This is a genomic window from Pseudarthrobacter enclensis (assembly GCF_001457025.1).
Lineage (GTDB): Bacteria > Actinomycetota > Actinomycetes > Actinomycetales > Micrococcaceae > Arthrobacter > Arthrobacter enclensis.
Genome location: NZ_KQ758604.1, coordinates 42,763 through 67,878 on the forward strand (window position 1 = coordinate 42,763; position 25,116 = coordinate 67,878).

The 25,116-nt window shown below is 68.6% G+C and carries 15 protein-coding genes and 2 tRNA genes; 7 read left to right on the forward strand and 10 right to left on the reverse strand.

Annotation, left to right across the window (positions count from 1 at the left end):
* Nucleotides 1-141: 141 nt before the first annotated feature.
* The 4 genes from AS031_RS14125 to AS031_RS14140 all read right to left on the reverse strand — a co-directional run bounded on the left by AS031_RS14125 (nucleotide 142) and on the right by AS031_RS14140 (nucleotide 5,462).
* A complete protein-coding gene (locus AS031_RS14125; protein WP_058268805.1) occupies nucleotides 142-3,015 on the reverse strand; it encodes an FtsX-like permease family protein in 2,874 nt (957 codons plus the stop codon).
* Entirely contained in the window at nucleotides 3,015-3,752 is a 738-nt protein-coding gene (locus tag AS031_RS14130; protein ID WP_058268806.1) for an ABC transporter ATP-binding protein, read from the reverse strand. Before AS031_RS14130 ends, AS031_RS14125 begins: the two co-directional genes overlap by 1 nt.
* Nucleotides 3,749-4,357: a PadR family transcriptional regulator gene (locus AS031_RS14135; protein ID WP_058268807.1), complete on the reverse strand. Its 609-nt coding sequence runs from the start codon at nucleotides 4,355-4,357 to the stop codon at nucleotides 3,749-3,751. Before AS031_RS14135 ends, AS031_RS14130 begins: the two co-directional genes overlap by 4 nt.
* A 121-nt stretch (nucleotides 4,358-4,478) precedes the next feature.
* A complete protein-coding gene (locus AS031_RS14140) occupies nucleotides 4,479-5,462 on the reverse strand; it encodes an NAD(P)H-quinone oxidoreductase (protein WP_058268808.1) in 984 nt (327 codons plus the stop codon).
* Nucleotides 5,463-5,571: 109 nt separating this feature from the next.
* On the opposite strand from AS031_RS14140, the gene AS031_RS14145 reads away from it, so the two are divergent.
* The 3 genes from AS031_RS14145 (at nucleotide 5,572) to AS031_RS14155 (ending at nucleotide 11,507) form a co-directional block, all read left to right on the forward strand.
* Nucleotides 5,572-5,659: transfer RNA gene (locus tag AS031_RS14145), tRNA-Ser, on the forward strand.
* A 168-nt stretch (nucleotides 5,660-5,827) separates the two neighbouring features.
* Nucleotides 5,828-6,613 (forward strand): VOC family protein, encoded by a 786-nt coding sequence (locus AS031_RS14150; protein WP_058268809.1) that lies wholly within the window; start codon nucleotides 5,828-5,830, stop codon nucleotides 6,611-6,613.
* A 364-nt stretch (nucleotides 6,614-6,977) separates the two neighbouring features.
* Nucleotides 6,978-11,507: an ExeM/NucH family extracellular endonuclease gene (locus AS031_RS14155; protein ID WP_058268810.1), complete on the forward strand. Its 4,530-nt coding sequence runs from the start codon at nucleotides 6,978-6,980 to the stop codon at nucleotides 11,505-11,507.
* A gap of 83 nt (nucleotides 11,508-11,590) precedes the next feature.
* On the opposite strand, the gene AS031_RS14160 is transcribed toward AS031_RS14155, so the two are convergent.
* From AS031_RS14160 to AS031_RS14180, 5 genes are all read right to left on the reverse strand, one after another.
* Complete coding sequence (locus AS031_RS14160) at nucleotides 11,591-12,514, reverse strand: TauD/TfdA dioxygenase family protein (protein ID WP_058268811.1); 924 nt, start codon at nucleotides 12,512-12,514, stop codon at nucleotides 11,591-11,593.
* 49 nt (nucleotides 12,515-12,563) lie between these two features.
* Nucleotides 12,564-13,475 carry an ABC transporter permease gene (locus AS031_RS14165; RefSeq protein WP_058268812.1) on the reverse strand — a complete coding sequence of 304 codons (912 nt, stop codon included), beginning with the start codon at nucleotides 13,473-13,475 and terminating at the stop codon, nucleotides 12,564-12,566.
* A complete protein-coding gene (locus AS031_RS14170) occupies nucleotides 13,475-14,374 on the reverse strand; it encodes an ABC transporter ATP-binding protein (RefSeq protein ID WP_058268813.1) in 900 nt (299 codons plus the stop codon). Before AS031_RS14170 ends, AS031_RS14165 begins: the two co-directional genes overlap by 1 nt.
* A 2-nt stretch (nucleotides 14,375-14,376) precedes the next feature.
* On the reverse strand, nucleotides 14,377-15,477 hold the full coding sequence (locus tag AS031_RS14175; protein ID WP_058268814.1) for an ABC transporter substrate-binding protein: 1,101 nt from the start codon (nucleotides 15,475-15,477) through the stop codon (nucleotides 14,377-14,379).
* A gap of 520 nt (nucleotides 15,478-15,997) precedes the next feature.
* A complete protein-coding gene (locus AS031_RS14180) occupies nucleotides 15,998-17,971 on the reverse strand; it encodes an FAD/NAD(P)-binding protein (protein ID WP_058268815.1) in 1,974 nt (657 codons plus the stop codon).
* An 84-nt stretch (nucleotides 17,972-18,055) separates the two neighbouring features.
* Between AS031_RS14180 and AS031_RS14185 the strand changes: the two genes are divergently transcribed.
* From AS031_RS14185 to AS031_RS14200, 4 genes are all read left to right on the forward strand, one after another.
* The gene (locus tag AS031_RS14185; RefSeq protein ID WP_058268816.1) at nucleotides 18,056-20,356 is read left to right on the forward strand and encodes a prolyl oligopeptidase family serine peptidase; all 2,301 of its coding nucleotides are present in this window, start codon (nucleotides 18,056-18,058) and stop codon (nucleotides 20,354-20,356) included.
* Nucleotides 20,353-20,895, forward strand: coding sequence for a GNAT family N-acetyltransferase (locus AS031_RS14190; protein ID WP_228379640.1), 543 nt, complete (start codon nucleotides 20,353-20,355; stop codon nucleotides 20,893-20,895). The genes AS031_RS14185 and AS031_RS14190 overlap by 4 nt, the downstream gene beginning before the upstream one ends.
* 183 nt (nucleotides 20,896-21,078) lie before the next feature.
* Nucleotides 21,079-21,167, forward strand: a tRNA-Ser gene (locus AS031_RS14195).
* Nucleotides 21,168-21,356: 189 nt separating this feature from the next.
* Nucleotides 21,357-22,895, forward strand: coding sequence for an MFS transporter (locus tag AS031_RS14200; RefSeq protein ID WP_058268817.1), 1,539 nt, complete (start codon nucleotides 21,357-21,359; stop codon nucleotides 22,893-22,895).
* On the opposite strand, the gene AS031_RS14205 is transcribed toward AS031_RS14200, so the two are convergent.
* A complete protein-coding gene (locus AS031_RS14205) occupies nucleotides 22,819-25,032 on the reverse strand; it encodes a RecQ family ATP-dependent DNA helicase (RefSeq protein WP_058268818.1) in 2,214 nt (737 codons plus the stop codon). The two genes, AS031_RS14200 and AS031_RS14205, sit on opposite strands and share 77 nt — an antisense overlap.
* Between the last annotated feature and the right edge of the window lie 84 nt (nucleotides 25,033-25,116).

The following is a 25,116-nucleotide window of genomic DNA, read 5'->3' on the forward strand; positions in this document are numbered from 1 at the left end:
CGACGGCGGTCGGGCGGCCTTGTGCTTCCCACGTTAGGCTTCCCCGTCCCAACCGGAAAGAGGCGCACCGCAAAAGTGGCCGGACCTGCCCACGGCGGGACCGGAGAACGTCCCGCCCCAGCGACGCCGGATCCGGTCCACTCAGCCGCCGGGTGCCCGCCGGGTCATGGGGAGGGCCACCCGGGTGAAGGCCCAGGCCAGGGCCGAGGCGGTCACCGGAACCGCCGCCACCATGGCGGCGAGGGGCAGCCAGGGAACGTCCAAAGCCGTCCGCAGGTCCGTGGACACCACGATCAGCACTGCGGGCACCGCACCTGCCAGGGTTCCCAGCACGGCGCCGAGCCCTGCGGTGAACAAGGCCTGCGAAGCGGCAAGGGCCTTCCGCAGCCGGGGCGCGGCACCGACGCCGGCAAGCGTGGCATGGTCGGTGCGGGCGTCGGCCAGCGACAGCCCGGTGGTGATTCCGGCTGCGCTGAAGGTGACCAGGGCACTGACCGCCACGATCAGCCAGCCCATCCAGGCCTGGTCCTTCGGTACTCCCGGCTCGGCCCAGAATCCGATGCCGGGCTGCCCGAAGACACCTGCGATGGCACCGGTGACGGCGTCGACCTCGGCCGCCGACGGGGCCCGGCTGAGCTGGACCGCCAATCCGGCGGCTTCCGGGGCAAGGTTCAACCTGTGGGCCGTGGCCGGGGAGACGATGCCGTAGTACGGCACGGCCACGGAAGGTTCCAGAGTCACTGCCTCCAGAACGGTGCTGCTGACAGTGTCATGGACCACGGAGCCGTCCGGGGACCCCTGCTGCGTGCGCACGTCCTGCCCCTGCAACTCGACTTTCCCGTCCCGAATGAAGACAGGGTTCGTCACCACCATGGCGCCGGCGTTCAGGGCGGCGACCGCGTCCGCACCTGCTTCCCGCCCAAACATGGCCCGGATGTCCTCAGCGCCTCCCACCAGAATGGACCTGTCGGATCCCTGGTCCCATGCCATCGATCCGCGGCACCGCCAGTCGTCCGGGTCCACCACGCGCCGCTGCGCGGTGAGCGGACATGCCTGGCCCGCCGGTCTGGCCAGCGAATATTGGAGGCAATTGGACACGTCCGTTGTCACCTGGCCGGCAGGACCGGCGCCTTCACCGAAGCCGCAATTCCGCACCGGCGCGGGCGTGGTGACGGTTCTGGTCCAGGACACACTGTCCAGTGCTCCCGAGACGGCAGTTGAGAGGTGCTCCGGGTTGGCGGTGATGGCTGGCGGAATCGTCCCGTCGGCCTGCGGCGGCTGGGCAAGGCTGAGCGGCAGGTACGCCTGGTTCTCCAGGGCGCTCCACGAATGCGAAAGCCGCTGCCCCGCTTGCTGGCTGGCGGACAGTACCAGGGCGGCACTCGCCAGCGTAGCGGCAGCGAGCACAGCCGCGACAGCAGGCACCGTCCGCCCCCTGTTCCTGGCGGAGTCCCGGGCTGCCATCCGAAGAGCCAACGGAAGGCTCCCGGTACGGGGCGTCAAACCTGTGGTCAGCCACCCGGTCAGCAGCACCAGTGCCACGACTCCCAGGACGGCTCCTCCCGCCAGCAGCGAGGAAACCAGACCGGCCTGCCGCGCGCGTTCGTCCGGATCCGCCGCGGACTGCGCCACCAGCCACCCCGCTGCCAACAGTCCGGCAGCTACCGGCAGCAGGACCGCTCCGGTAAGGGTTGTCCGTTTTCCGCCCGCCGCCGGGGCCCGACCGGACTTCAGTGCACCCACCAGGGCCTGCCGGGCCACGCGGTTGGCGGGTGCCAGCGCGGCGAGAAGGCAAGCAGCGAGCCCCATTGCCATGGCGGTCCCCGTCAGCAGCGGATCCGGGTGCACTCCCGCCAGGCGGGCCGACCCCGTGGAGCGGACCCACCAGACCACCACCGCCGCAGCTCCCACGCCGGCAACGGCGCCGGACGCAACGGCCGCCCCGCCCAGCCAGAGCCCGCTTGCGGTGACGACGGCCCGGATGGTGGGCGCTTCGGCTCCGGACGCCGCCAGCAACGCGAGTTCACGAACCTGGTTCTTGGCGCCGACGGCGAAAGCGGCGCCGGCAAGGAGGCCCACCTCCAGCAGCGCGAGGGCACCCACCAGGCCGAAGGTGCCGTACGCGGCCACCTGTTCCGACGGGGTTCCGGCCTGTATGGCACCCGGCACGGTCTGTTCGTCGGGCGGCGGCGGGCTCAGCACAACGCTGCGGGACAGCACCCCCACGCCGCGGCTGTTGGCGGCGCGGACCTGCTCCCACGTGACCGGCGCCGCGCCTGCGAGGTAGTAGGAGACGGACTGCGGAGAAGCGTCTCCCTGGCCCAGCGCCGCGGGCCCCTGGCCCTGGCGAAGGTACAGAATGCTGTTGCGGTCAGACGCGTCCGCGTCACGGATGGTGCCGACCGGCACGAAGGTTCCCGCCGACGTCGTAAATTCCTCCCCGAAGGAGAGGGCGAAGCGCTCGATCAGGCCGGGCGAAACCAGGACCTCGTCTCCGGTGGCGGGCGCACGTCCCTCGAGGAGGGTGAACTTTCCTTCAAAGGCGGGATGGAGGGCGTCCACCTGCCGGCCCTGGAGGGGTACCGCGGCGTCGCCTGCCGTGGCTGTCAGCTTCAGCTGCCGCAACGGCAGGACCTCGTAACCGTCCGGCAGCAGGTCTTCCGGCGGGCTGGGCCGAAAGTCCTGGTCAAGCTCCCCCGTACTGGAGGCCACGATGGTGTCGTTCAGCGGGTCCTGGAGCGATTCGCCGTTGGGGACCGGCAGCATGGCGTACCTGGCCTGGGTGTTGCCCAGTTCGTACCGGACGATCTCCGCCGGAGTGCGCAGCGAGCTCTGGTAAAGGGTGGCCGCGCCGCTCATTCCGGCCACAGGCAGCATGATCAGGAGGATGATCAGGAGGGAACGGCCCTTGTGCCGGAGGATGTCCCGCCTGGCCATTCTTGCGGCGATGCGGAAACTGCTGCGACGGGCGCCGCGGGCCGGGGCGAGGTCAAGCGCCGGGTGCCCGTCAGGCATCAGAGTCCCGCCTGGGTGAGGAGGAAGGTGGGATCATGCATGGCCGCGGCCTGGTCCACGATCCGTCCGTCCCGCAGGAAGACCACCCGGTCCGCCCACGCCGCGTGCCGTGCTTCATGGGTGACCAGCATGACGGCGGCCCCGGCGTCTGCCCTGGCGCGGAGGACCTCCATGACGCCGTGGCCGGTGGTGGAGTCCAGTGCCCCGGTGGGCTCATCCGCGAGGATCAGCCGGCGCTGGCCGACAATGGCCCGGGCGATGGCGACGCGCTGCTGCTGGCCCCCGGACATCTGGTCCATGAACCGGTCGGCAAGCTCCGGGATGCCCACCTGGCGGAGGGCATCCAGCGCCTGGCGCCCCGCTTTCCGTGCCGCCGTCCCGTCCAGTTCCAGTGGAAGCGCCACGTTCTCGGCCGCGGTAAGTGTGGGGACCAGGTTGAAGTCCTGGAAGACGTAGCCCACAGCACGCCGCCGCAGCCTGGCCAGCTCGTTCAGGCCGAGTCCGGCAAGCGGCGTCGACTCCACGAAGACCCCGCCCGACGTCGGCCGGTCCAGTCCGCCGGCCAGCGCCAGCAGGGAGGATTTTCCGGAGCCGGACGGACCCATGACCGCGACGAATTCGCCGGCGGCAATGGTGAGGTCCACGTCCCTGAGGGCGGCGACCGCGGTAGCGCCCTGCCCGAAGGTGCGACTGACCTTGGCCAGTTCAAGGACCTGCTGCGGTCCCTTGACGCTCACCGGCGGGTTTCCGTGGTGAGCGGGGCGGCGTCTTCCGTGACCCCGTTGGACGTTTTGCGGACGGCCCCGGGGCCGGCGGACTGGGCCTGCTGGACCATCCTCGCTTCGCAAAGATCCAACCAGCGGACCTCGGCCTCCGTCTGGAAGATCAGCGAGTCAAGGACCAGGAGCCATGCGGTGTCCGCCGTGCGCTGGTTGGCTGCGGTGTCGCGGCGTGCCTTCGTGTAATCCTGGAGCGCCCTGATGGAGGCCACCCGCTGCGCCTGGATGATGGCCTGGACGTCCACGCCGGGCAAGGTGACGGCGAGCGCCAGCTTGATGGCGAGCTCGTTCCGGGGCGGGTTGTTCCGTTCCACCGGGGCCGCGAACCAATTCTGCACTTCCGAGGCGCCCTCGGCGGTGATGCTGTAGACCACGTGTCCGCCGCCGTCGTCACCCTCCCTGGCCACCAGGCCGTCGCGCTCCAGCCGGTCCAAGGTGGTATACACCTGGCCGATGTTGAGGGGCCACGTGGACCCTGTGCGGTTTTCGAACTCGACCCGCAGCTGGTAGCCGTAGCGCGGCTGGTCCTGCAGCAGGGCGAGGAGGCTGTGGCGTATCGACATGGTGCTCCCCCGGGCTCAGTCATTGCCGGTATGCACAGGCCCCCAAGACCTGTGCATACCGCGTATAGTCGAGCCTAGCCTGTCGGCGCCCAGCAAGCAATACTCAGTATCTATCGGGGCGCTACATGACCAGCAGGACTTTGCCCACATGGTCGCCGCTGTCGAAATACTCATGGGCGGCGCCCGCCTGGTCGAGCGGGAACGTCCTGGCCACCAGTGGCTGGATCCTACCCTCCGCCACGAGGGGCCAGACATGGTCGCGCACCTCGTTCATGATGGCGCCTTTCTCCGACACCGGCCGGGGGCGGAGGGCCGTGGCCACCACCGCGGCGCGCTTTTTCAGGAGTTCGCCGAGGTCCAGTTCACCCTTCGTGCCGCCCTGCAGGCCGATCACCACCAGGCGGCCGTATTTGGCGAGCGCGTCGATGTTCTGCTTCAAGTACTTGGCGCCCACCACGTCAAGGATGACGTCCGCGCCCTTGCCTCCGTTTTGCCGGCGCAGGCTCTCCGGAAAGTCCTCTTCGGCGTAGTTGATGGCGATGTCCGCACCCAGGAAGGCTTTGGCGGTGCTGACTTTCTCCTCAGTCCCCGCGGTGGTGGCCACCTTGGCCCCGTAGGCCTTGGCCAGCTGGATGGCCATGGTGCCGATTCCGCCCGTGGCGCCGTGGATGAGGACCGTCTCGCCGGGCTGAAGCTGGGCGGTCATGACCAGGTTCGAGTAGACGGTGGCCGCCACTTCCGGGAGGGACGCGGCCGTGACCAGGTCAACGCCCTCAGGCAGACGCAACACCTGCTCGGCAGGGACCGCCACCTGCTGGGCATAGCCGCCGCCTGCGAGCAGCGCCACCACTTTGTCGCCCACCGAGAATGGCTTGGTGACGCCGGGGCCGAAGCCGGCGATCCGGCCGGAGACCTCCAGGCCGGGAATCTCCGATGCGCCGGGCGGCGGAGGATAGAACCCGCGGCGCTGCTGGACGTCTGCCCGGTTCAGTCCGGCCGCCACGACGTCGATCAGCACCTCGCCCTGGCCAGGCACCGGCGCCTCGACCTCGCGCACCTCCAGCACTTCCGGTCCCCCCGGCTTGGAGATGTAGACGGCTTTCATGGACCACTCCCTGTTCCTGACTCAATACCCGCTGCAACCAGTGTGCACCGCTGCACCTTGCCTGCCGTGTTTTGTTGCAGGCAAGTGCCTATGAAACACTACTCGTTGAGGAAGGTTGTCCGAGCGGCCGAAGGAGCTGGTCTTGAAAACCAGTGTGCGGTAACCCCGTACCAAGAGTTCGAATCTCTTACCTTCCGCGATCAGGACCCCCGCACGCCGCACCCGGCGGGCGGGGGTCCTCCGCTTTAAGCGCGGCATGCTGCGCAGTTCCGGGACTCCTTCGAAAATCCGTTGAACGTTGTCAGCGCCCGAACGTAGGGTCAAGGTGTTCCATCCGGACAGCACCCCTGCGACAGGAGACAACGATGCCCAGCCCCGTACCGACGCCCGGAGCCCCGTGCTGGATTGACCTGATGACCGCCGACATCGACACCGCCCGCAGGTTCTACGGAGAGCTGTTCGGGTGGGAGTTCGAAGCGGGCGACCAGGAGAAGTACGGCGGGTATGTCGTCGCCAGGAAAGACGGTCAACCCGCAGCCGGACTCATGCAGAAGGATGACACCATGGCGGGCATGCCGGATATGTGGTCCACCTATCTTCGCACCGTGGACGCCGCGGCCACGGCGGAGGCGGTCGCCGCCCACGGCGGGCAGGTCCACATGCCGTCGATGGATGTCCCGGAGCAGGGCCGCATGGCAATGTTCGGTGACCCGTCCGGCGCCGTCATCGGCGCCTGGCAGCCCGGTGAAATGGTCGGATACGAAGTGGTGGCCGAGCCGGGCACGGCGGCGTGGCACGAACTGCATGCCAAGGACTACGAAACCGCCGTCCGGTTCTACCAGGACGTCTTCGGCTGGGACACCGAGGTCATGAGCGACGCCCCCGGGTTCCGGTACACCACCCTGGGGTCCGGCATGTCGGCACAGGCCGGAATCATGGACGCGTCCGGGTACCTGCCCGCGGAGGTGCCCTCCCACTGGCAGGTCTACTTCGCCGTTGAGGACACGGACGCCGCCATCAATAAAGCCACCGCCATGGGTGCCACCGTCCTTGATGGGCCGGCTGACAGTGACTTCGGCCGGGTGGCCATGCTGGCCGATCCCACCGGAGCCACCTTCAAGATCATCTCCAGCCAGGCACCACAGGGCTGAAGGATTCCGCGGCAGGCGGCGCTGCCGGCAGTCAGCACGTAAAAACAACGCGGTACCGGCCGGAACACCTTGCTACCGGCCGGTATTGTTTGTGATGGCCGGCACATCCGGAAGGATGCCGGCCACCGCAATGGCATCACCCGAGCCGGGGCCAAGGGCGCTCCGGGACGGTGGACGGGCCGCTCCGCTGGGGACCGGTCCGCCGAATGCACGCGCTGGCCACCTTGCGTTCATTCAGTGCTGTTGGGATGTGCCGGACAACCACTTGACCAGGAGCAGGGTCCGGGCCCCGGTCCGATCGGTACAACCCGGACATACTCCAATGGGTCCCCTACCGGGGACAACCTCATGAAAGTAAGAGCGGATGCATCAAACACCTTGGAAATTAGCGCTGGGCACGGCGCTGTCAGCGGGGCTCATCGCAGCGCCGCTGGGGGCAGTGCCCGCGCTCGCTGACCAGCCGGCCGCGGAGGTCTCAGCCGCGGCCGGCAGTTCGCCCGTTGTCATCAACGAGGCCTACCTGAGCGGCGGCAGCAGCGGCGCCGCGTACAAGAACAAGTTCGTGGAGCTCTACAACACCTCCGACGCCCCGGTCTCACTGGACGGCTGGTCCATCCAGTACCGTTCCGCCACCGGCACCGGCGCGCCCAACGGGGTCGCCGCCCTGTCCGGCTCCATACCCGCCAAGGGCCACTACCTGATCCAGGGCGGCAGCAACGGAACCGCCGGCGCGGACCTCCCCAAGCCGGACGTTGCCACCTCCCTCAACCCGAGCGGCACCACCGGAACGATCGTGCTCGCCAAGCAGCCCGCCGCCGTCGCACTTTCCACCGGTTCCGTGGTGGAAACCGAGGGTGTGGCGGACCTCCTCGGCTACGGGACGTCCAACACGTTTGAAACCCGGGTAGCTGCCGGTCCCTCCAGCAACACTGACGTCAGGAGCCTGAACAGGACGGGCGGAGCGGACAGCAACAGCAACGCCGCCGACTTCAGCCTCAGCTCCACGATCACGCCGACCTCCTCGGGCGGTAACGTCCCGGACCCCAACCCCACCCCGGACCCGGCCGTCAAGACCATCGCCGAGATCCAGGGCACCGGAACCGCCAGCCCGCTGGCCGGAACCACCGTGACCACCCGCGGCAAAGTCACCGCGGCGTTCCCCACCGGCGGCCTTAACGGCTACTACATCCAGACCCCGGGCACCGGCGGTGACCTGACGGCCACGAACCACGCGGCATCGGACGGCATCTTCGTCTACTCGCCCGCCACCGTTGGATCGGTCCAGGCCGGCGACTACGTCCAGGTGACCGGTGCCGTGGCCGAGTACTACGGCATGACCCAGGTCAACGTCACCGACGCAGCGGGGCTCACCAAGCTCACTGACGCCGCGCCGGAGGTCAAGCCCACGATCTTCACCCTTCCCGCCACGGAATCCTTCCGCGAATCGCTCGAAGGCATGCTCCTGGCACCCCAGGGACCCATGACGGTGACAGATAATTACAGCCTCAACCAGTACGGCGAGATCGGCCTGGCCGGGGGCACCACCCCGCTGGTGCAGCCCACCGCCGTCGCCCCGTACGGCTCGGACGAGTACAACGCCGCCGTGGCGGACAACGCGGCCCGCGGTATCAAGCTCGACGACGGCTCCAGCACCAACTTCCTCAAGGACGCCGCCACCAAGGCCGAAGTGCTGCCGTACCTGACCACCACGGACCCCGTCCGCGTGGGATCCGCCGTCACGTTCACCACCAACGTGGTGCTGGGATACGGGAACAATTCGTGGAAGCTGCAGCCGCTGACCCACCTCACCGACGCCAACAAGGCCACGGTCCAGCCCGCCGGCTTCGGGGCCACCCGCACCGAGGCGCCCGCACCGGTGGGCGGCGACGTCAAGATCGCTTCCTTCAATGTCCTTAACTACTTCCCCACCACCGGTGACACCCTGGCCGGGTGCACCTACTACGAGGACCGGGCGGGCAACCCGATCACGGTCCGCGGCGGCTGCGATGCCCGCGGCGCGGCCAACGCCGAGAACTTCAAGCGCCAGCAGGACAAGATCGTCTCCGCGATCAGCAAGACCGGCGCGGACGTGGTCACCCTCATGGAGATCGAAAACTCCGCGCAGTTCGGCAAGAGCCGGGACGATGCCCTGGCCAAGCTCGTCGAGGCGCTGAACATTCCCACGCCCGGCATCTGGGACTATGTGCGCTCCCCCGCGAACGCACCCCCGCTGGCCGATGAGGACATGATCCGCACCGCCTTCATCTACAAGAAAGCCGTCGCAGAACCCGTGGGTGAATCCATCATCCACAATGACACCACCGCTTTCGCCAGCGCCCGCAAGCCGCTGGCCCAGGTCTTCAAGCCCGTGGGCGGCGGCGCCGGCACCGAGTTCATCGCCATCGCCAACCACTTCAAGTCCAAGGGTTCTCCCGCCACGCCGGACGACACCGACCAGGGCCAGGGCAACTCCAACCTGGCACGCACGGCGCAGGCAAAGTCGCTGCTGGAGTTCGCCACCTCCCTGCAGCAGTCGAAAGGCACCGACAAAGTCTTCCTGATCGGTGACTTCAACTCTTATGGCAAGGAAGATCCCATCAACGTCCTGACGGCCGCCGGCTACGTCAACCAGGACGACAAGGCGAAGAACGCCGACGGCTCCGCCAAGCACTCCTACCTGTTCGGCGGCCTGGTGGGGTCCCTGGACCATATCCTGGCCTCCCCCGCCGCCAATGGCGTGGTGACCGGCGCGGACATCTGGAACATCAACTCCGTTGAATCTGTGGCCCTGGAATACAGCCGCTACAACAACAACGTCACCAACTACTACGCACCGGACCAGTTCCGCGCCAGCGACCACGACCCCGTGGTGGTCGGCCTGAACCTGAAGTCCGCACCTGCCAGCGTTGACCTGAACTTCCTGGGCATCAACGATTTCCACGGCAGGATCGATTCCAACACCGTCCAGTTCGCCGGAACCATCGAGAAGCTGCGCGCAGCGGCCGCTCCCGGTGCTACGGCATTCCTCTCCGCCGGCGACAACATCGGGGCCTCGCTGTTCGCCTCGGCAGTGGCCAAGGACCAGCCCACCATCGATGTGCTGAACGCCCTGGAGCTGAAGGCCTCCGCAGTGGGCAACCACGAGTTCGACGGCGGCTGGGCAGATCTGCGCGACCGCGTCATTGCGGGCGGATCCAATGCCAAGTTCCCGTACCTCGGAGCGAACGTCTACCGGAAGGGCACCACGGAGCCGGTCCTGCCGGAGTACACGGTGCTGGACATGAACGGCATCAAGGTGGCCGTCATCGGCACCGTCACCCAGGAAGTCCCCTCCCTGGTGACCCCGGCCGGCATCGCCGACCTTGAGTTCGGGGACCCGGTGGACGCCATCAACCGGGCGGCCGCGAAGATCACGGCGGACAAGCTGGCCGACGTCATCATCGTGGAAAACCACGACGGCGCCGGCTCGGGCGTGGTGGAAGGCTCCACGCTGGAGCAGGAAGTGGCAGCGGGCGGACCGTTCGCGAAGCTGGTCACCGAAACCTCCGTCGACGTTGACGCCATCTTCACCGGCCACACGCACAAGGAATACGCCTGGGACGCGCCCGTCCCCGGCGTTGAGGGCAAGACCCGTCCCATCGTGCAGACAGGCAACTACGGGGAGAACGTGGGCCAGATCCAGCTGACCGTGGACACCGCCACCAAGGAGGTCACCGGTTACAAGGCCGGTAACGTCAAGCGGACCACGGATGCAGCGGCAGACCTGATTGCGGCCTACCCGCGCGTGGCCGCGGTCGATGCGATCGTGCAGAAGGCCCTGGCAGCCGCAGCCGAGGTGGGCAACCAGCCCGTCGGTTCGGTCACCAAGGACATCACCACCGCCTTCAGCACCGACGCCACCGGCACCGCCAAGCGCGACGACCGCGGCAGCGAGTCCACCCTGGGCAACCTGGTGGCCGACTCCCTGCTCGATTCGCTGAAGCCGGCCGAACTGGGCGGTGCGGAGATCGGCGTCGTCAATCCCGGCGGCCTCCGCAATGAGCTGTACTACGCCCCGGACGGAACCGTCACGTACGCCGAGGCGAATGCGGTGTTGCCGTTTGTGAACAATCTCTGGACCACCTCCCTGACGGGGGCGCAGTTCAAGACCCTGTTGGAGCAGCAGTGGCAGACCAATGCGGACGGCACGGTCCCCAGCCGCGCCTACCTGCAGCTGGGCCTGTCCAAGAACGTGAACTACACCTACGACGCCGCCCGCGCCGCCGGTGACCGGATCACCTCGGTGCGGGTCAACGGTGAGGTCCTGGATCCTGCCAAGTCCTACCGGGTGGGCACGTTCAGCTTCCTGGCAACCGGCGGTGACAACTTCCGGGCCTTCACCGAAGGCACCAACACCCGGGACTCCGGGCTGGTGGACCGGGACGCCTGGATTGGCTACCTGCAGAAGAGCAGCCCCGTCTCACCGGACTTCGCCCGCCGCTCGGTCGCCGTGGTGAATACCACCACAGCTGAGGTCAAGCCCGGCGAACCGGTGAACCTGGCCGTCTCCAAGCTGGACCTGACGTCACTGGGCAGCCCGGTCAACACAACCCTGGCAGCAGTGTTTACCGACGCCGCCGGCCAGGCCACCCAGCTGGGGTCCGCTCCGGTGTCCTCCGGGGCAGCCACCGTCAGCCTCGCCGTACCGGCCGGTGCCGCGGCGGGTGCCGGGACGCTGGTGCTCACCGCTGCGGAGTCCGGCACAAAGCTGACCGTCGGGGTCCAGGTGGCCGCCACCGCTCCACAGCCGCCCACGTGCACGGCCCCCACCAAGCCCGCCAAGTGGTACGACGTCCTGGGCTGGATCCGCTACGGCATCGCCTGGCTCCAGTACCAGCAGTGCCTGCGCGGCTGACACAGCGCCGGTAAGGCATAGAACACAAAAAGGGGTGCCCCTCCCGGCCAGCTGGCCGGGAGGGGCACCTTCTTGTTGGCAGGTCAGGGTACGACGACGGTCTCCGAGTAGGCGGACGAGTCACCCTTGATGGAGGTGCTGGTGCGTCCATCGGCCCCCACCGGGATGTCACCGGCGATGGTCACGCGGTTGAGCTTGCGCGGCTGCCCGTCGTAGTTGCCCGGCGCGTAATGCTGGGTGATGCGGTTGTCGAACAGGACCAGCTGGTTCGGCTCCCAGTTCACGCGCACCACGTTTTCCGGCCGGGTGATGTAGGCCTGCAGGATGCGCAGGATGTCCTTGGATTCCGTGTTGGACAGGCCAACGATGCGCAGCCGCTGGGCAAAGCCGCCAATGAAGAGCCCGCGTTCCCCGGTCAGCGGGTGGACCCGGACCACGGGGTGGGCGGACTCGAAGTGGATCCGGGTGAACTCCTTGCGCCGTTCCTCGGCGTTGGCGTGTTCGAGGTTCTTGGGCCGGGAGTAGTCGTAATCGTTGGTGTGGATGGCCCACAGGGTGTCCGCGAAGTTCCGCAGCTCGTCGGGCAGGTCCCGGTAGGCGCCGGCTGAGGAGGCGATGAGGGTCTCGCCGCCGTAGGAAGGCAGGGTGATGCTGCGCAGGGTGGACGCCTGCGGGGGATTGACCACGAAGGTAACATCCGTGTGCCAGTTGTTCGCGCTGCCGTTCTCGCTGTCCACCGGCAGCACGGCAGGTTCTCCGTCCACCGAGGCCACGGTGGGGTGGGCGTTGGTGAGGGGCCCGAAGTGGCCGGCGAACTTCACCTGGTCCTCGTCGGTCAGTATGTTGGCCTCGCGGAAGACCAGGGCCTTGTGCACGTTGAGGGCTTCCCGGATCTGGGCCACGGTTGCCGGGCTGAGGTCCCCGCTGAGGTCCAGGCCGCGGATTTCGGCGCCGATGCGGGAGCCGAGCTTGGTGAATTCGAGCTTCGTTTCGGTTATGGCGGTCATGGTGTTCCTTGCCTTTCGATGGTTGGTGGTTTGGTGGGAGGGTCGGCGGTCAGGTGGCGGCGCCGACGGCGGTGCGCCAGCGGGAGAAGTGGCGTTCCAGGGCCACGAGGAGGACGTTGACCAGGAGCCCCAGGACGGAGACGGTGAGGATGCCCGCGTACATGTCCGGGATGAGGAAACTGGCCTGCGCATTGACGATCAGGTAGCCCAGCCCCGCTTTGGCGCCCACCATTTCAGCCGCGATGAGCACCAGGATGGAGGAGGTGCCGGCCATCCGGATCCCGGTGAAGATCGTGGGGACCGCCGAGGGCAGGATGACCTTCTGGAACAGCCGGAAGCTGTTGAGGCCCAGTGACTTTGCGGCCCGGACCAGCAGCGGGTCCACGGTCCTGACCCCGGCGATGGTGTTGAGCAGGACGGGGAAGAAGGCCGCGTAGGCCACAATCGTGATCTTCGATTCCTCGCCGATCCCCAGCAGCAGCGTGAACACCGGCAGCAGCGCAAGCGTGGCCGTGTTGCGGAAGAGTTCCAGCAATGGGTTGAGGAAGGAGTTCAGCCACCCATACCAGGCGATCAGCAGGCCCAGGGCAACTGCCAGCACCACGGCAATGCCGAACCCGGCCGCGGACCTGGTGAGGCTGGCCTGCAGGTGGCTTTGCAGCTGGCCGGTGTCCAGCAACCCGGCGCCTGCAGCCAGGACTTCGTGCAGCGGCGGCAGGAAAACCCTCGTGGAGGGACCGGCGAGGTACTGCGGTCCGAGCTCCCACAGGGCCAGGAACAGCACCACGGCCAGGGATTTCCAGCCGGCCCGTCCGGCACGGTGCGCCATGGCACCCAGCCGGTGTGACGCCGTCGGACGTTCCGCACCGGAGGGCCCCGGCTGTGGCTTTGGTACGGCAGGGCCTTGGGGACGTTCGACGGCGGCAGTCCCGTCGGCGGGTCGGCTCAGCACAGTGCTCATCAGGCAACGTTCCTTTCAAGGGGCTGTTCATCCGGGGCGGAGCCGTCCGGCAGGATCTTCCGGTGGCCGGAGTCCTGCGCCAGGCGGACTTCGTCATGCAGCAGGGACCAGACCTGGTGCCGGTGCTCCACGAAGGAGGGGTGCGAGCGGACGTCCGCGTCGCCGTCCCGGTCCGGAATGTCGATGTCCACGACCGCTTTGAGCCGGCCCGGGCGGGCGCTGAGCACCGCGACGCGCTGGCCGAGGTAGACGGCCTCGTCGATGCCGTGGGTGATGAAGACGATGGTCTTGCCGGTGGCTTTCCAGATGCGGAGGAGCTCGTCCTGCAGCTGCTCGCGGGTCTGGGCGTCCAGAGCCGCGAACGGTTCGTCCATCAGGAGTATGTCCGGCTCATAGGCGAGGCTCCTGGCGATGGCCACGCGCTGCTTCATGCCGCCGGACAGTTCATGCGGATACCGGTCCTCGAACCCCGCGAGGCCCACCAGGTCCAAGTACCTGGAGGCCGCTTCGGCGCGCTGTTTCCGGGACAGGCCCTTGTTTTCCAGTCCGATGGAGACGTTCGCGGACGCCGTCCGCCAGGGAAAGAGCGCGTACTGCTGGAAGACCACCGCCCTGTCCCTGCCGGGACCTGCCACTTCCGCCCCGTCCACGAGGACCTTCCCGGAAGTGGGCCTGGACAGTCCGGCCAGCAGGTCCAGCAGGGTGGTCTTGCCGGAGCCGCTGGGACCCACAAGGGTCAGGAACTCGCCGGGGGCGACGTCGAGGCTGAGGTTCTCCAGGGCGGTGAGGACCGGCGGGCCCGCCTGGCCGGCACGGCGCCCCGTGGTGTTTCCTTTCGTCCTTCCCTGGCGGACAGTGAATTCCTTGGTGACGTTGTGCAGGCTGATCTTGGGAGTCATGGCTATCCCTTCGACGCAGGGCCGGCTGATGGTGCTGTTGCCGCCGGAGCGGTCGGGCCGAGGTGGTTGAAGTCGTTGGTGTAAAGCCTGGCCGTGTCCAGGTCTCCCGAGATGACGCCGGCGCCCTTCAGGTAGTCCTCCCAGCGGGTGAAGTCCGTGTCCTGGATCCGGCCGCCGGGCGACGCTACGCCCACGCTCTTCCAGTACTTGAGCGCCTCAGTGCTTTCGTTCCGGCCGCGCTTGGCGATGATCTCCTCAAACTTGGCGATCACCTGTTCGCGGGGCGTGGTGCGCTCCCACTCGATCGCCTTCGCCACACCCGTGACCACGGTGCGGCTGGTCTCCGGGTTCTTCGCGAGGAAGTCCTTCCGCAGCACGTACTGGCCGGCGTCGAACGGTCCACCGATGACCCCGACGTCGGTGAACAGCGCCCGGATGCCGCCTTCTGCGAGCGCCCGGTCCTGGAGGACACCGCCCAGGGTGCCGACGTCCACCTGCTTTTTGCGCAGGGCCACCTCGGTTTCGTTGGGTGGCACCACCACCAGCTGCACCTGTTTGATCTCCTCCGGCGTCAGGCCGCTGTTTTTCAGGTACGTGGTGATCACGGCCTCATGGTGGGCGCCGAGGGTGTTGACGGCGATCTTCTTGCCGATGAGGTCCCTGGCGGTCTGGATGGGGCTGCCTTCCTCGACGTAGTAGCCGGTGAAGGTGTCCTTGTCCTCGCCGTAGTAGTTGATGACCGCCTGGACGGGGGCGCCGGCCTCGATCAGCTTGATGACCGCGCCGGTGAAGGCGCCGCCGATGTCCGTCTGCTCAGTGGCCACTGATTGGATGCTTTGCGGGCCGCTGGTGGTGTTGCTGACCCATTCGAGCTTGACGTCCCCCAGGTAGCCCAGGTCCTCGGCCACCTCCAGCAGCGCCACATTGTTGGGTGAGCCCTGGTAGCGGATGGTCTTGACCTCGGTCCCGCCGTCGGGCCCGGCCCCGGCAATGGCCTGGCCGCTGCAGCCCGAGAGGACCAGCGAGAGTGCCGCAGCGGCGGCCACGGCAGCCGCTGTTCCTGCGGCGGATAGTCTTCTGGCGGGCAGGAGTCGGTTCGTCATGGTGGTCTTTCTCCGGTGTCGTAGTCAGGGCCGGTTGGCTCGTGGCAACCACTAGAGCAGAGCCGCCGCAAGGCATGAAAGGGCCGTTTCACCGCGGGAAACCAAGGGAAATACGGGGCAATCCGGCGCTGTGCGCGTTCTTGCCGGGACACGCTGCGACCAGCTGGGACCACCCGCGTCATGCGCGGACCCGGGACGACATCCGGCATCAAAAACCAGATCGGGATGCCCTGCACAGTTCGTCACGGAACACAGCAGAATGACACACAGTTGTCCGACCTCCGGCATCCCGGGCCCCTATTACGCTCCGCTTCGGAGGCGCAGCGGGCGGCCGGGTCAAGTCAAGGGGAGGCCGCGCCGGCCGGAGCGCGTTTCCGGCGTCGGATATTTCTTTTCCGCGGGCAGACTTATGAAGTCGGGTTGCTCCCTTTTCGACGCGCAAATCCGGTGACGCGGCCCCAATACCCGGGGCGTCAGAGAATATGCGCGTCGAAAATGAGTGTCCGTATCGGAACCGGGGTCAGCGGCGGAGGATGGCTGCCGCGATCTCGTCCGCGTCCCGGAGCGTACGCTGGCCGCTCCGGTAGGCGGGCCCGCCCGGCTGGTACGCCTCGGCGGCGATGGCCGTGCCCCACTGCGCGGAGGACAGCTGCAGGCCCAGCACGTACAGTCCTTCGGTGACGGACCCGTTGGCCGCCACGGGCCGGTACGGGTGCGGCTCGACGTCCAGACCGGTCGACTGCACGGGCGCCCCCTCCGCGGTCATCATGTGCCGCGACCGGACCATCCCGTCGTCGAGCAGCTGCTGCAGGAGCGGGGAGTCGTTGGCGGACACCCTGTTGCCGGGCGCGAGCGCCTCCACCATGGTGCGCGCCGCAGCGGGCTGCCCGGCAACCCACGGCGAGGAAGCGATGAAGGTCCGGGCCCTGCGGTCCACCCCGAACTTGGGGTCCGGCCCCACGAAACTGACCACGCCGGCCCGCGCCAGGGCGGCCAGCTGCTCCGAGCGCAGCGCTGGCGGACCGCTGGCCAGCCCCTCGACGAACGATTCGAACCAGCCGCGCAGGCCGGCGACCCAGGATTCGTCGGTGATGCCGCCGTCGGCCACTGCTGTCTTGAGGACGGCGCGCCCGTGGTGGAGGGCGGCGATGGCCATCTTCACCGGGTCCTCCTCGCCCAGGGCGGAGCGGCGGGCGTCATCAAGGAGGAATTCGACGACGGCAGCGTCCTGATCGGCGCGTGAGGCGAACGTGCGTTCCGCCAGCGGGGCCGCAAGGCCGGGGAGGTCAAGCCGGTGCCGCGGGCCGACGTGCACGGCAAGGACGCTCTCCACGGCGTCCTCCCAGTTGGCCGCGCTGTGGGCGTGCGGATGCAGGGCTTCCTCGAGCGCGGCCAGGAACGCGGCACTGTCCGGGACGGCGCCGGGCTGCGAGCGCACCAGTGTGGAGTAGTAGGCCCACAGGGCATCACGGTGCAGCAGCGGCCAGAGGTCGTGGTCGAAACCGGGCCTGATCCCGGCCGCGGCGAACCGCTCCACGGCAGCTTCGGTCAGGTAGCGGAGCGTCACCGACGAGGCGTAGTAGCCCGCCAGGGCCGCTTTGGCCCGGTAAGGGGTGCCGCGGCGGGAGGCGGCAATGATCAGCGGCTCCTGGCCGGAAGGTTCGTACTCCAGCCTCCCGTCCAGGCCGCCGGTCTCGACAAACTTTCCGCCCCGGCCCTCAGTGAGCTGGACCATGGTGTCGAAGAAGTTCAGGCCCATGCCGCGGACCAGCACCGGTTCGCCGGCCGGTATCTGTGCCCAGTCCACGTCCGCGGGCACAGCAGGTGGCAGGTACGTCAGCCCCAACTGCTGCGCTGCGGCCTGCAGTTCACGTTGTTCCGGGTTGAGGCGCGACGGTATGTGGCCGAGCGCCAGGACCACGGAACCGGTGCGGAGCGCCGCACCGGTGGCCAGTTCGACGTCGAACATTCCGTCCGCCCCGTTGCGCACCGACAGCGCGGACGTTTCGTGGAAGTCGATGGTGACGCCGTCGGGCACCCTGGCCAGCAGGTCATCCAGCGTTGACCTCAGGTAGCGGCCGTACAGGGCGCGGCTGGGGAAGTCGTTGGTTCCCAGGACAGCGAGTTCGGCCCGTTCCTCGTCGGTGAGCGACGGCAGCGGGTCCTGCTGCTGCCGTTGCCGCCACCGCTCGAACGTGCTCCCGGCCAGGGCAGCGGGCAGCGCCGGGTCCTCGGGGATGAGCGTGGGGTAGAAGGACTGCGTGTTCATCAGGAACAGCCGCGACTGGCCGGGCTGCCACACGTGTCCCGGGCCTGCGGGATAGGGGTCGACGACGTCGATATGGAGGGTGAAGGGAGCCGACCCGTCCGCCACCGAGCCGGGGTTTCCGGCGGTTAGGAGGTCCGCAGCGTGGGCGAGCAGGCGTTCCAGGACGCTGGTGCCCCGGGGGCCGGCACCGATGATGGCGGTCCGGATGCTCTGCGTTTTTTCCACGCCTTCCAGAGTACGGGCTCGGCGCGGAGAATGGCCCGGCCGGTTGACTTGCCAGCGCTGAGCGGATGTTGTTTGGATGGGCGGATGACCACCACTGCAGCTGATTCAGCGCCCGTGCCCGGCCCCGCCCTCCCCGACGAGGACGGTGCGCCCGCGGGCGCGGCCCCGGCAGCAACTGCCCCCGCGGGCCCGGCGCCGGCCGGTTCCGCTCCGGAGCCGGCCGATGAAAACGCCTGGCTGGAGGACATCTACGGCGAGGAGCAGCTGGCCTGGGTCACGGAGCAGAACTCCCGCACGGAGGACCTCCTCGAGGACGCGGCCTACGCCTCCCTCGAATCCAGCATCCTTGAGGTGCTGGACTCGACGGACCGGATCGCCATGGTGGGCAAACGCGGGGACTGGTACTACAACTTCTGGAAGGACGGGAACAACCCCAAGGGCCTGTGGCGCCGCACCAGCTGGGAGAGCTACTGCACGGACGCCCCGGAGTGGGACGTCCTGCTGGACGTGGACGCGCTGGCCGCCGCCGAGGGTGAGGAGTGGGTGTTCCACGGCGCCACGTTCCTGCGCCCGGCCGCCGGCGAACCCTACCGCCGGGCGCTGCTGGCCCTCTCTCCCGACGGCGGCGACGCGAACCGGTACCGGGAGTTCGACGTCGACTCCCGCACGTTCGTGGACCCGGCCGCCGGGGGCTTCGACCTCCCGACGGCGAAGGGCAACGTCTCGTGGCTGGACGCGGACACCCTTCTCGTTTCCTCGACGGCGGACGGCCTGCCTAAAACCGCGTCCTCCTACGCCCGGACCGGTGTCACCCTGAAGCGCGGCGGCACCCTGGCAGGCTCGCCGAGGATCTTCGACGTTCCCGAGCAGCACATGATGGCCGTGGTGGCGCATGATTCCACCCCCGGGTTCGAGCGAACGTTCGCCGTGGACTACATCGATTTCTTCAACCGGACCAACCTGGTGCTGCGGGACGGTGAATGGGTGGCCATCGATGTACCCACGGACGTCAATGTCAGCGCCCACCGCCAGTGGCTGCTGTTCCGCCCCCAGCAGGACTGGTCCGTGGACGGCGCCACCTACCCGGCTGGCTCGCTGCTGGCCGCAGATTTCGAGGATTACCTCGCAGGCGCCCGCAGCCTGTCCGTGCTGTTCACGCCGGATGCCCGGACCTCGCTGCAGTCGTGGAGCTGGACGCGCAACTTCCTCCTGCTCAACCTCCTGCAGGATGTCTCCTCGGAGATCCGGGTCCTGGATCCCTCCCTTCCGGGCGCATCCGGCGACGGCTGCGCCTGGGCGTCCACTCCCCTGGACGCCTGCCCGCCGCTGCACGACGTCACCGCCTACGCGGTGGATGACGAGGATGACGCAGCAGCCGACGGCGGTGCGGGCGACGATTTCTGGCTGGTCGCCACGGGCTTCACCACCCCAAGCACGCTGCTCCGGGGGACGCTGGAACGCGGGGAGCCGGGAACGGCCGGGGTGGTGAGCCGGCACGCGGCGGTGAAGTCTTCGCCGTCGTTCTTCTCCGATGCCGACTACGAAGTCCAGCAGCACTTCGCGGTCTCGGAGGACGGAACGCGTGTCCCCTACTTCCAGGTGGCGGCGCACAACCTGCCGCTCGACGGCCAGAACCCCACGCAGCTCTCGGGCTACGGCGGCTTCGAGGTATCCCGCACGCCTGCCTACAGCGGAACGGTGGGCCGGGCGTGGCTGGAGCGCCGCACCGCCGGACTGCCGGGCGACGGCGGCGCGGCGCCGCACTCACGCGGCGGAGTCTACGTGGTGGCCAACATCCGTGGCGGCGGCGAATACGGCCCCTCGTGGCACCGCGCGGCCCTGAAGGAAAACCGCCACAAGGCCTACCAGGACTTCGCCGCCGTGGCCAGGGACCTCATCTCCCGGGGTGTCACCTCGCCCGAACGGCTGGGGTGCGTGGGTGGTTCGAACGGCGGGCTGCTGGTGGGCAACATGCTCACCCGGTACCCGGAACTCTTCGGGGCGGTCTCCTGCGGCGTGCCGCTGCTGGACATGCGCCGCTACACCAGGCTGTCCGCCGGGCATTCCTGGATTGCCGAGTACGGCGACCCTGACGACCCGGCCCAGTGGGAGTTCATCCGGACCTTCTCGCCCTACCACCTGCTCAAGGACGGGGTGGAGTACCCCGAAACCTTCATCTGGACGGCAACCTCGGATGATCGTGTGGGTCCTGTCCAAGCGAGGAAAATGGCTGCCCGCATGCTCGCGATGGGCATCCCCAACGTGTGGTTCCACGAGGCCCTGGAAGGCGGCCACGCCGGTGCGTCGGACAACCGCCAGGCAGCCGCCCTGCAGGCCCGCAGCCAGCACTTCCTGTGGAAAGCGCTGGCGGGCGGAACGCCGTGACTCCGGGCACGTCCGCCGGGTTGTCCGTCCGGCGCGCCTTGGCACCGGACGTGGAGCGGCTCGCGGACGTCCATGTCCAGTGCTGGCGGGAGACCTACCGGGGAATGCTGTCCGACGCCTTCCTGGCGTCGTCCAGCCGTGACGACCGGCTCGCCCTGTGGCGGCACCTGCTGGACAGGCCGGACCCGGCGGAGGCCTGGGTGGCGTGCGACGGCGCCACGGTGGTGGGCTTTTCCGGTGCCCGCACCCTCCCCGCCCCGGGATCCCCGGAGGGACACCCGCCGCCGGCCTCGGGGAACCTGGAATTGTGGGGGCTGTACCTGCTGGCCTCGCATCAGGGGCTGGGCCTGGGCCGGCAGTTGCTGGAGGCCGCCCTCGGCAGCCGGGCGGCGAGCCTGTGGGTAGCGGCGGGCAACAGCCGGGCCATTGGTTTCTACCGGCGCTTCGGTTTTGAACCCGACGGCGCCGAGGACAGGCTGGCCAGCTGGGAGGACCTGCCCGAAATCAGGATGGTGCGCCCCGACGGGCCTCCCGCATAGCAACACCCGGAACGCGCCGTGCTGCCGAGAACACCGCCCCTTGCTTCCCGGGGTGCCGTCGTGAGGTCCGGCGCCGGTCTGCACAGGCCGCGCTGCCTGCAGTGCGGCCTGCGCGCGGGCCCATCGACGTTTTGCACTGAATGCCCGGATCTGCGTATCCTTGGTGGGCTGGCAACAGCAATTGGAGACGTGCCAGAGCGGCCGAATGGACTTCACTGCTAATGAAGGGTCGGGGTTAAACTCGACCGGGGGTTCAAATCCCCCCGTCTCCGCGTTTGGCCCCGGTCTATGGACCGGGGCCTTTTGCGTTCCTGGGGCAATCCGGGGAAAGCCCGGCAATCCCTGCCTGGCGCCCCGACGCCCCACCGGTCCGGAACGGCCCCTCCAGCAGCCCTTCCAAGGGCCGTCCGGGGTGCGGACCGCGCCTGCTGGCAGCCGCCGCGCGGTGGCAGGATAAACGGATGGCATCACACGATCGGGCCCGCGCGCGCCAGGACGGCACGCAGCCCCCCGGAAACACCCAGGACTGGAGTCCCAGGCTGGCCCTCCTGGTGGCGGCCACCTTCTTCATGGAGTTCCTGGACGGGACCGTCCTCACCACGGCCATCCCCAACATTTCAGCCGACTTCGCTGTCCCCGCCGCAGACGTCAACATCACCATGACCGCGTACCTGCTGACCGTCGCCGTGGGCATTCCCATCAGCGGCTGGCTGGCCGAACGGTTCGGTGCGCGCCGGATCTTCTGCCTGGCCATCGCCGTCTTTACCGTCGCCTCCCTGGCTTGCGCCCTCAGCCAGGATCTCGCCACCCTGACGCTCAGCCGCGTCGCGCAGGGGGCCGGCGGCGCCATGATGGTTCCCGTGGGCACACTGGTGGTGCTCCGCGGCACGCCGAAATCGGAGCTGCTGCGCGCCACGGCGTTCCTGGTCTGGCCCGGGCTCCTGGCTCCAGTCCTGGCACCCCTGGTGGGTGGGGCGCTCACCACCTACCTGTCCTGGCACTGGATCTTCCTGATCAACCTCCCGCTGGGAGTGGCGGCATTCGTGGCAGCACTGCGGCTGGTACCTCCGTCCGCCGGCGACAAACAGCGGCGCCTGGACTGGCCCGGGCTGTTCCTGACCACAGTGGGTGTCGGGGCCCTGGTGGTGGGCCTCGAGCTGGCCAGCTCCCACCCTGACGGCCCGTGGGCTGCCCTCAGCGCGGCGGCCGGAGCGGTTTCCCTGCTTGCGGCCGTGCTCTGGATGCGCCGGGCCCGGAACCCGCTGTTCAACCTTGCTGTGTTCCGCACCCGGACCTTCCGCGCCATGGCAACCGGCGGCTTCGTCTACCGCCTGACCATCAGCTCCGTGCCCTTCCTGCTGCCCCTCATGTTCCAAGCGGGCTTCGGTTGGACACCAATCCACGCAGGCATCATGGTGGCCGCCGTGTTCATCGGCAACATCGGCATCAAACCGGCAACCACGCCGCTGATCCGCCGCTTCGGGTTCAAGGCCATGCTGGTTTTCGCGTCCCTGGCCTCTGCCGCCACGTTCGCACTCTGTGCCCTGCTGACTCAGGACACGCCGCAGGCCCTGACCTTCGCCCTCCTGGTCTGCAGCGGTGCGTTCCGCTCCATCGGGTTCTCGTCCTACGCCTCGGTGCAGTACGCAGACATCGTTCCTGCCCAGCTGACCTCAGCCAACACCGTCTCGGCCACTTTGGTGCAGCTGGCCACCGGCGCCGGGATCGCCGTGGCTGCCCTGCTGATCCGGGTCTTCGACGGGCTGGGCACCTTTCCCTCGGACGACGCCGGCCCTTACCGGGGCGCCTTCCTGGCCATGGCGGCCCTGATGCTCGCCAGCACCCTGGACAGCATCCTCCTGCCACGGCATGCCGGGGCGGAGGTCAGCCGTGTCCCGGCGGCACAGGAACCTGAGCCTGATGTCAGCCCGCCTGGGCCAGCACCAGCGGAAGGACAGCCCCGGCCCCGGCCTGCCGGAGGGCCCGCCCGGCGACCGTGAGGGTCCACCTGCTGTCCGCAAGGTCATCGATCAGCATGACGCTCTGGCCCTGGATGCCGCCCAGCGCGGCCTCAAGTTCCGGCCCCGGCACCAGGCGGTCCCAGACGCCGGCCAGCCGGTAGGCGCTGTTGCCGCCCCGGCTGCCGGTGGGGCCGCCGTGCGCCAACTCCAGCGAACCCAGGTATGGTATCCGGCCGATGTCGGAAATGCCCCGCGCCAGGGAATCGACCAACTGGGGCTTGGTGCGTGACGGGATACTCACGATGGCTGCGGGCCGCCCTGCTCCACTCCAGCCGGGCGTACGGGTGTCACCGGATCCCCACTCGCGCAGGACCTGGACGCAGGCCTGCAGCATGGCGGGGTCAACGGGACGGTCCTCGGCGCCGGCGGCGAAGAGCGTCCGCAGCGCGCCGCCCCACCCCAGGTCCGTGAGCCTGGCCAGGACCCGCCCTTCGCCGACCGACTCCGCAGGCTTGATCTTTCCCTTGACGGGGACACCCAGCCGGTCCATGCCGCTGGGCCATTGCAGCCGCGGTTCCAGGACACCCCCTGCCCGGCTCAGCGTCTGCCCGGCCGCGGCCGTGGCGTCGGAGGCGACGTCGGACGGGAACCACTGCCCCGCGCAGTTGTCGCACCGGCCGCAGGCGTGCGCGGTGTCGTCGTCCAGGACCGAGGTGATGTACTCCATCCGGCACCCCGCGGTGTCCTGGTAGATGATCATGGAGTCCTGTTCGTCCACGCGGGCCTCGGCGATGCGCCGGTACCGCTCGGCGTCGTACACCCAGGGCTGACCGGTGGAACGCCATCCGCCGCCCACCCGTTCCACGGCCCCGTCAACGGACAGGACTTTGAGGAGCAGTTCGAGCGGAGTCCGGCGAAGGTCCACGCGGGCTTCCAGCGCCACGGTGGATACGGCGGTCCCCGCCTCCGCCAGGGCCGTCAGGACAGCCGCGGCCTTTTCCTCCGAGGGCATGGACGCCGTGGCGAAGTACTGCCAGATGTCCCGGTCCTCGCTGCCGGGCAGGAGCAGCACGTCCGCGTTGGCGGCACCGCGGCCGGCACGGCCCACCTGCTGGTAGTAGGCAACCGGTGATGACGGGGCACCGAGATGGACCACGAAGCCCAGGTCCGGTTTGTCGAATCCCATTCCCAGGGCCGAGGTGGCCACCAGCGCTTTGACCTGGTTGTCCTTGAGCAGTTGCTCTGCGTGTTCCCGGTCCGCCGGGTCTGTCCGGCCGGTGTAGGACAGCACCTCATGGCCGGCCTCGGCCAGCAGCCGGGCGGTATCCTCGGCAGCGGACACGGTGAGGGTGTAGATGATGCCGCTGCCCGGGAGGTCCGACAGGTGCGTGAGCAGCCAGCCGAGCCGCTGCCTGGCGTCCGGAAGCGTCAGAACGCCAAGCCGCAGGGAATCCCTCCCCAGGGCGCCCCGGATGGTCAGGACACCGGCGCCGAGCTGCTCCTCGATGTCATGGACCACCCGGGAGTTGGCCGTGGCGGTGGTGGCGAGGACCGGCACCGTGCCCGGCAGTTGATCGATGAGGTCGGCGATGCGGCGGTAGTCCGGCCGGAAGTCGTGCCCCCAGTCGGAGATGCAGTGTGCCTCATCAATCACCAGCAGGCCGGTCCGCCGGATCAGCTCCGGCAGCTGGTTTTCGCGGAAGGAGGGGTTGGTCAGCCGTTCAGGAGAGACCAGCAGCACGTCCACCTGGTCAGCGGCCAGCTGTTCGCGGACATTGTCCCATTCCAGCTGGTTGGCCGAGTTGATGGCGACGGCGCGGACACCGGCCCTGGCGGCGGCCGCCACCTGGTCCCGCATCAGCGCCAGCAGCGGCGACACGATCAGGGTGGGCCCTGCGCCCCTGCGGCGCAGCAGCAGCGACGCCACGAAGTAGACGGCCGACTTCCCCCAACCGGTGCGCTGGACCACCAGGGTCCTGCGGCCGCCGTCGACCAGCGCCTCGATGGCCTCGAACTGCCCCTCATGGAATCCGGCGTCCGGGTTGCCCACGAGTTCACGCAGCACCGCCAGCGCTTGGCCATGCGTGGCGGATGCAGGCGCGGCCCCGGTTGAACGCGGGTCCGCGTCGGGTCCGGCATCGGCAGGGGACAGTGTGGCGTTCCGGTTATCGACCATTGATTCAGTATCCCAGCCACCCCTGACACGAACCGCCCGGGCGGCGCCATATGTGGAAAGGCCCACACCGTCCCTTCCGTCACA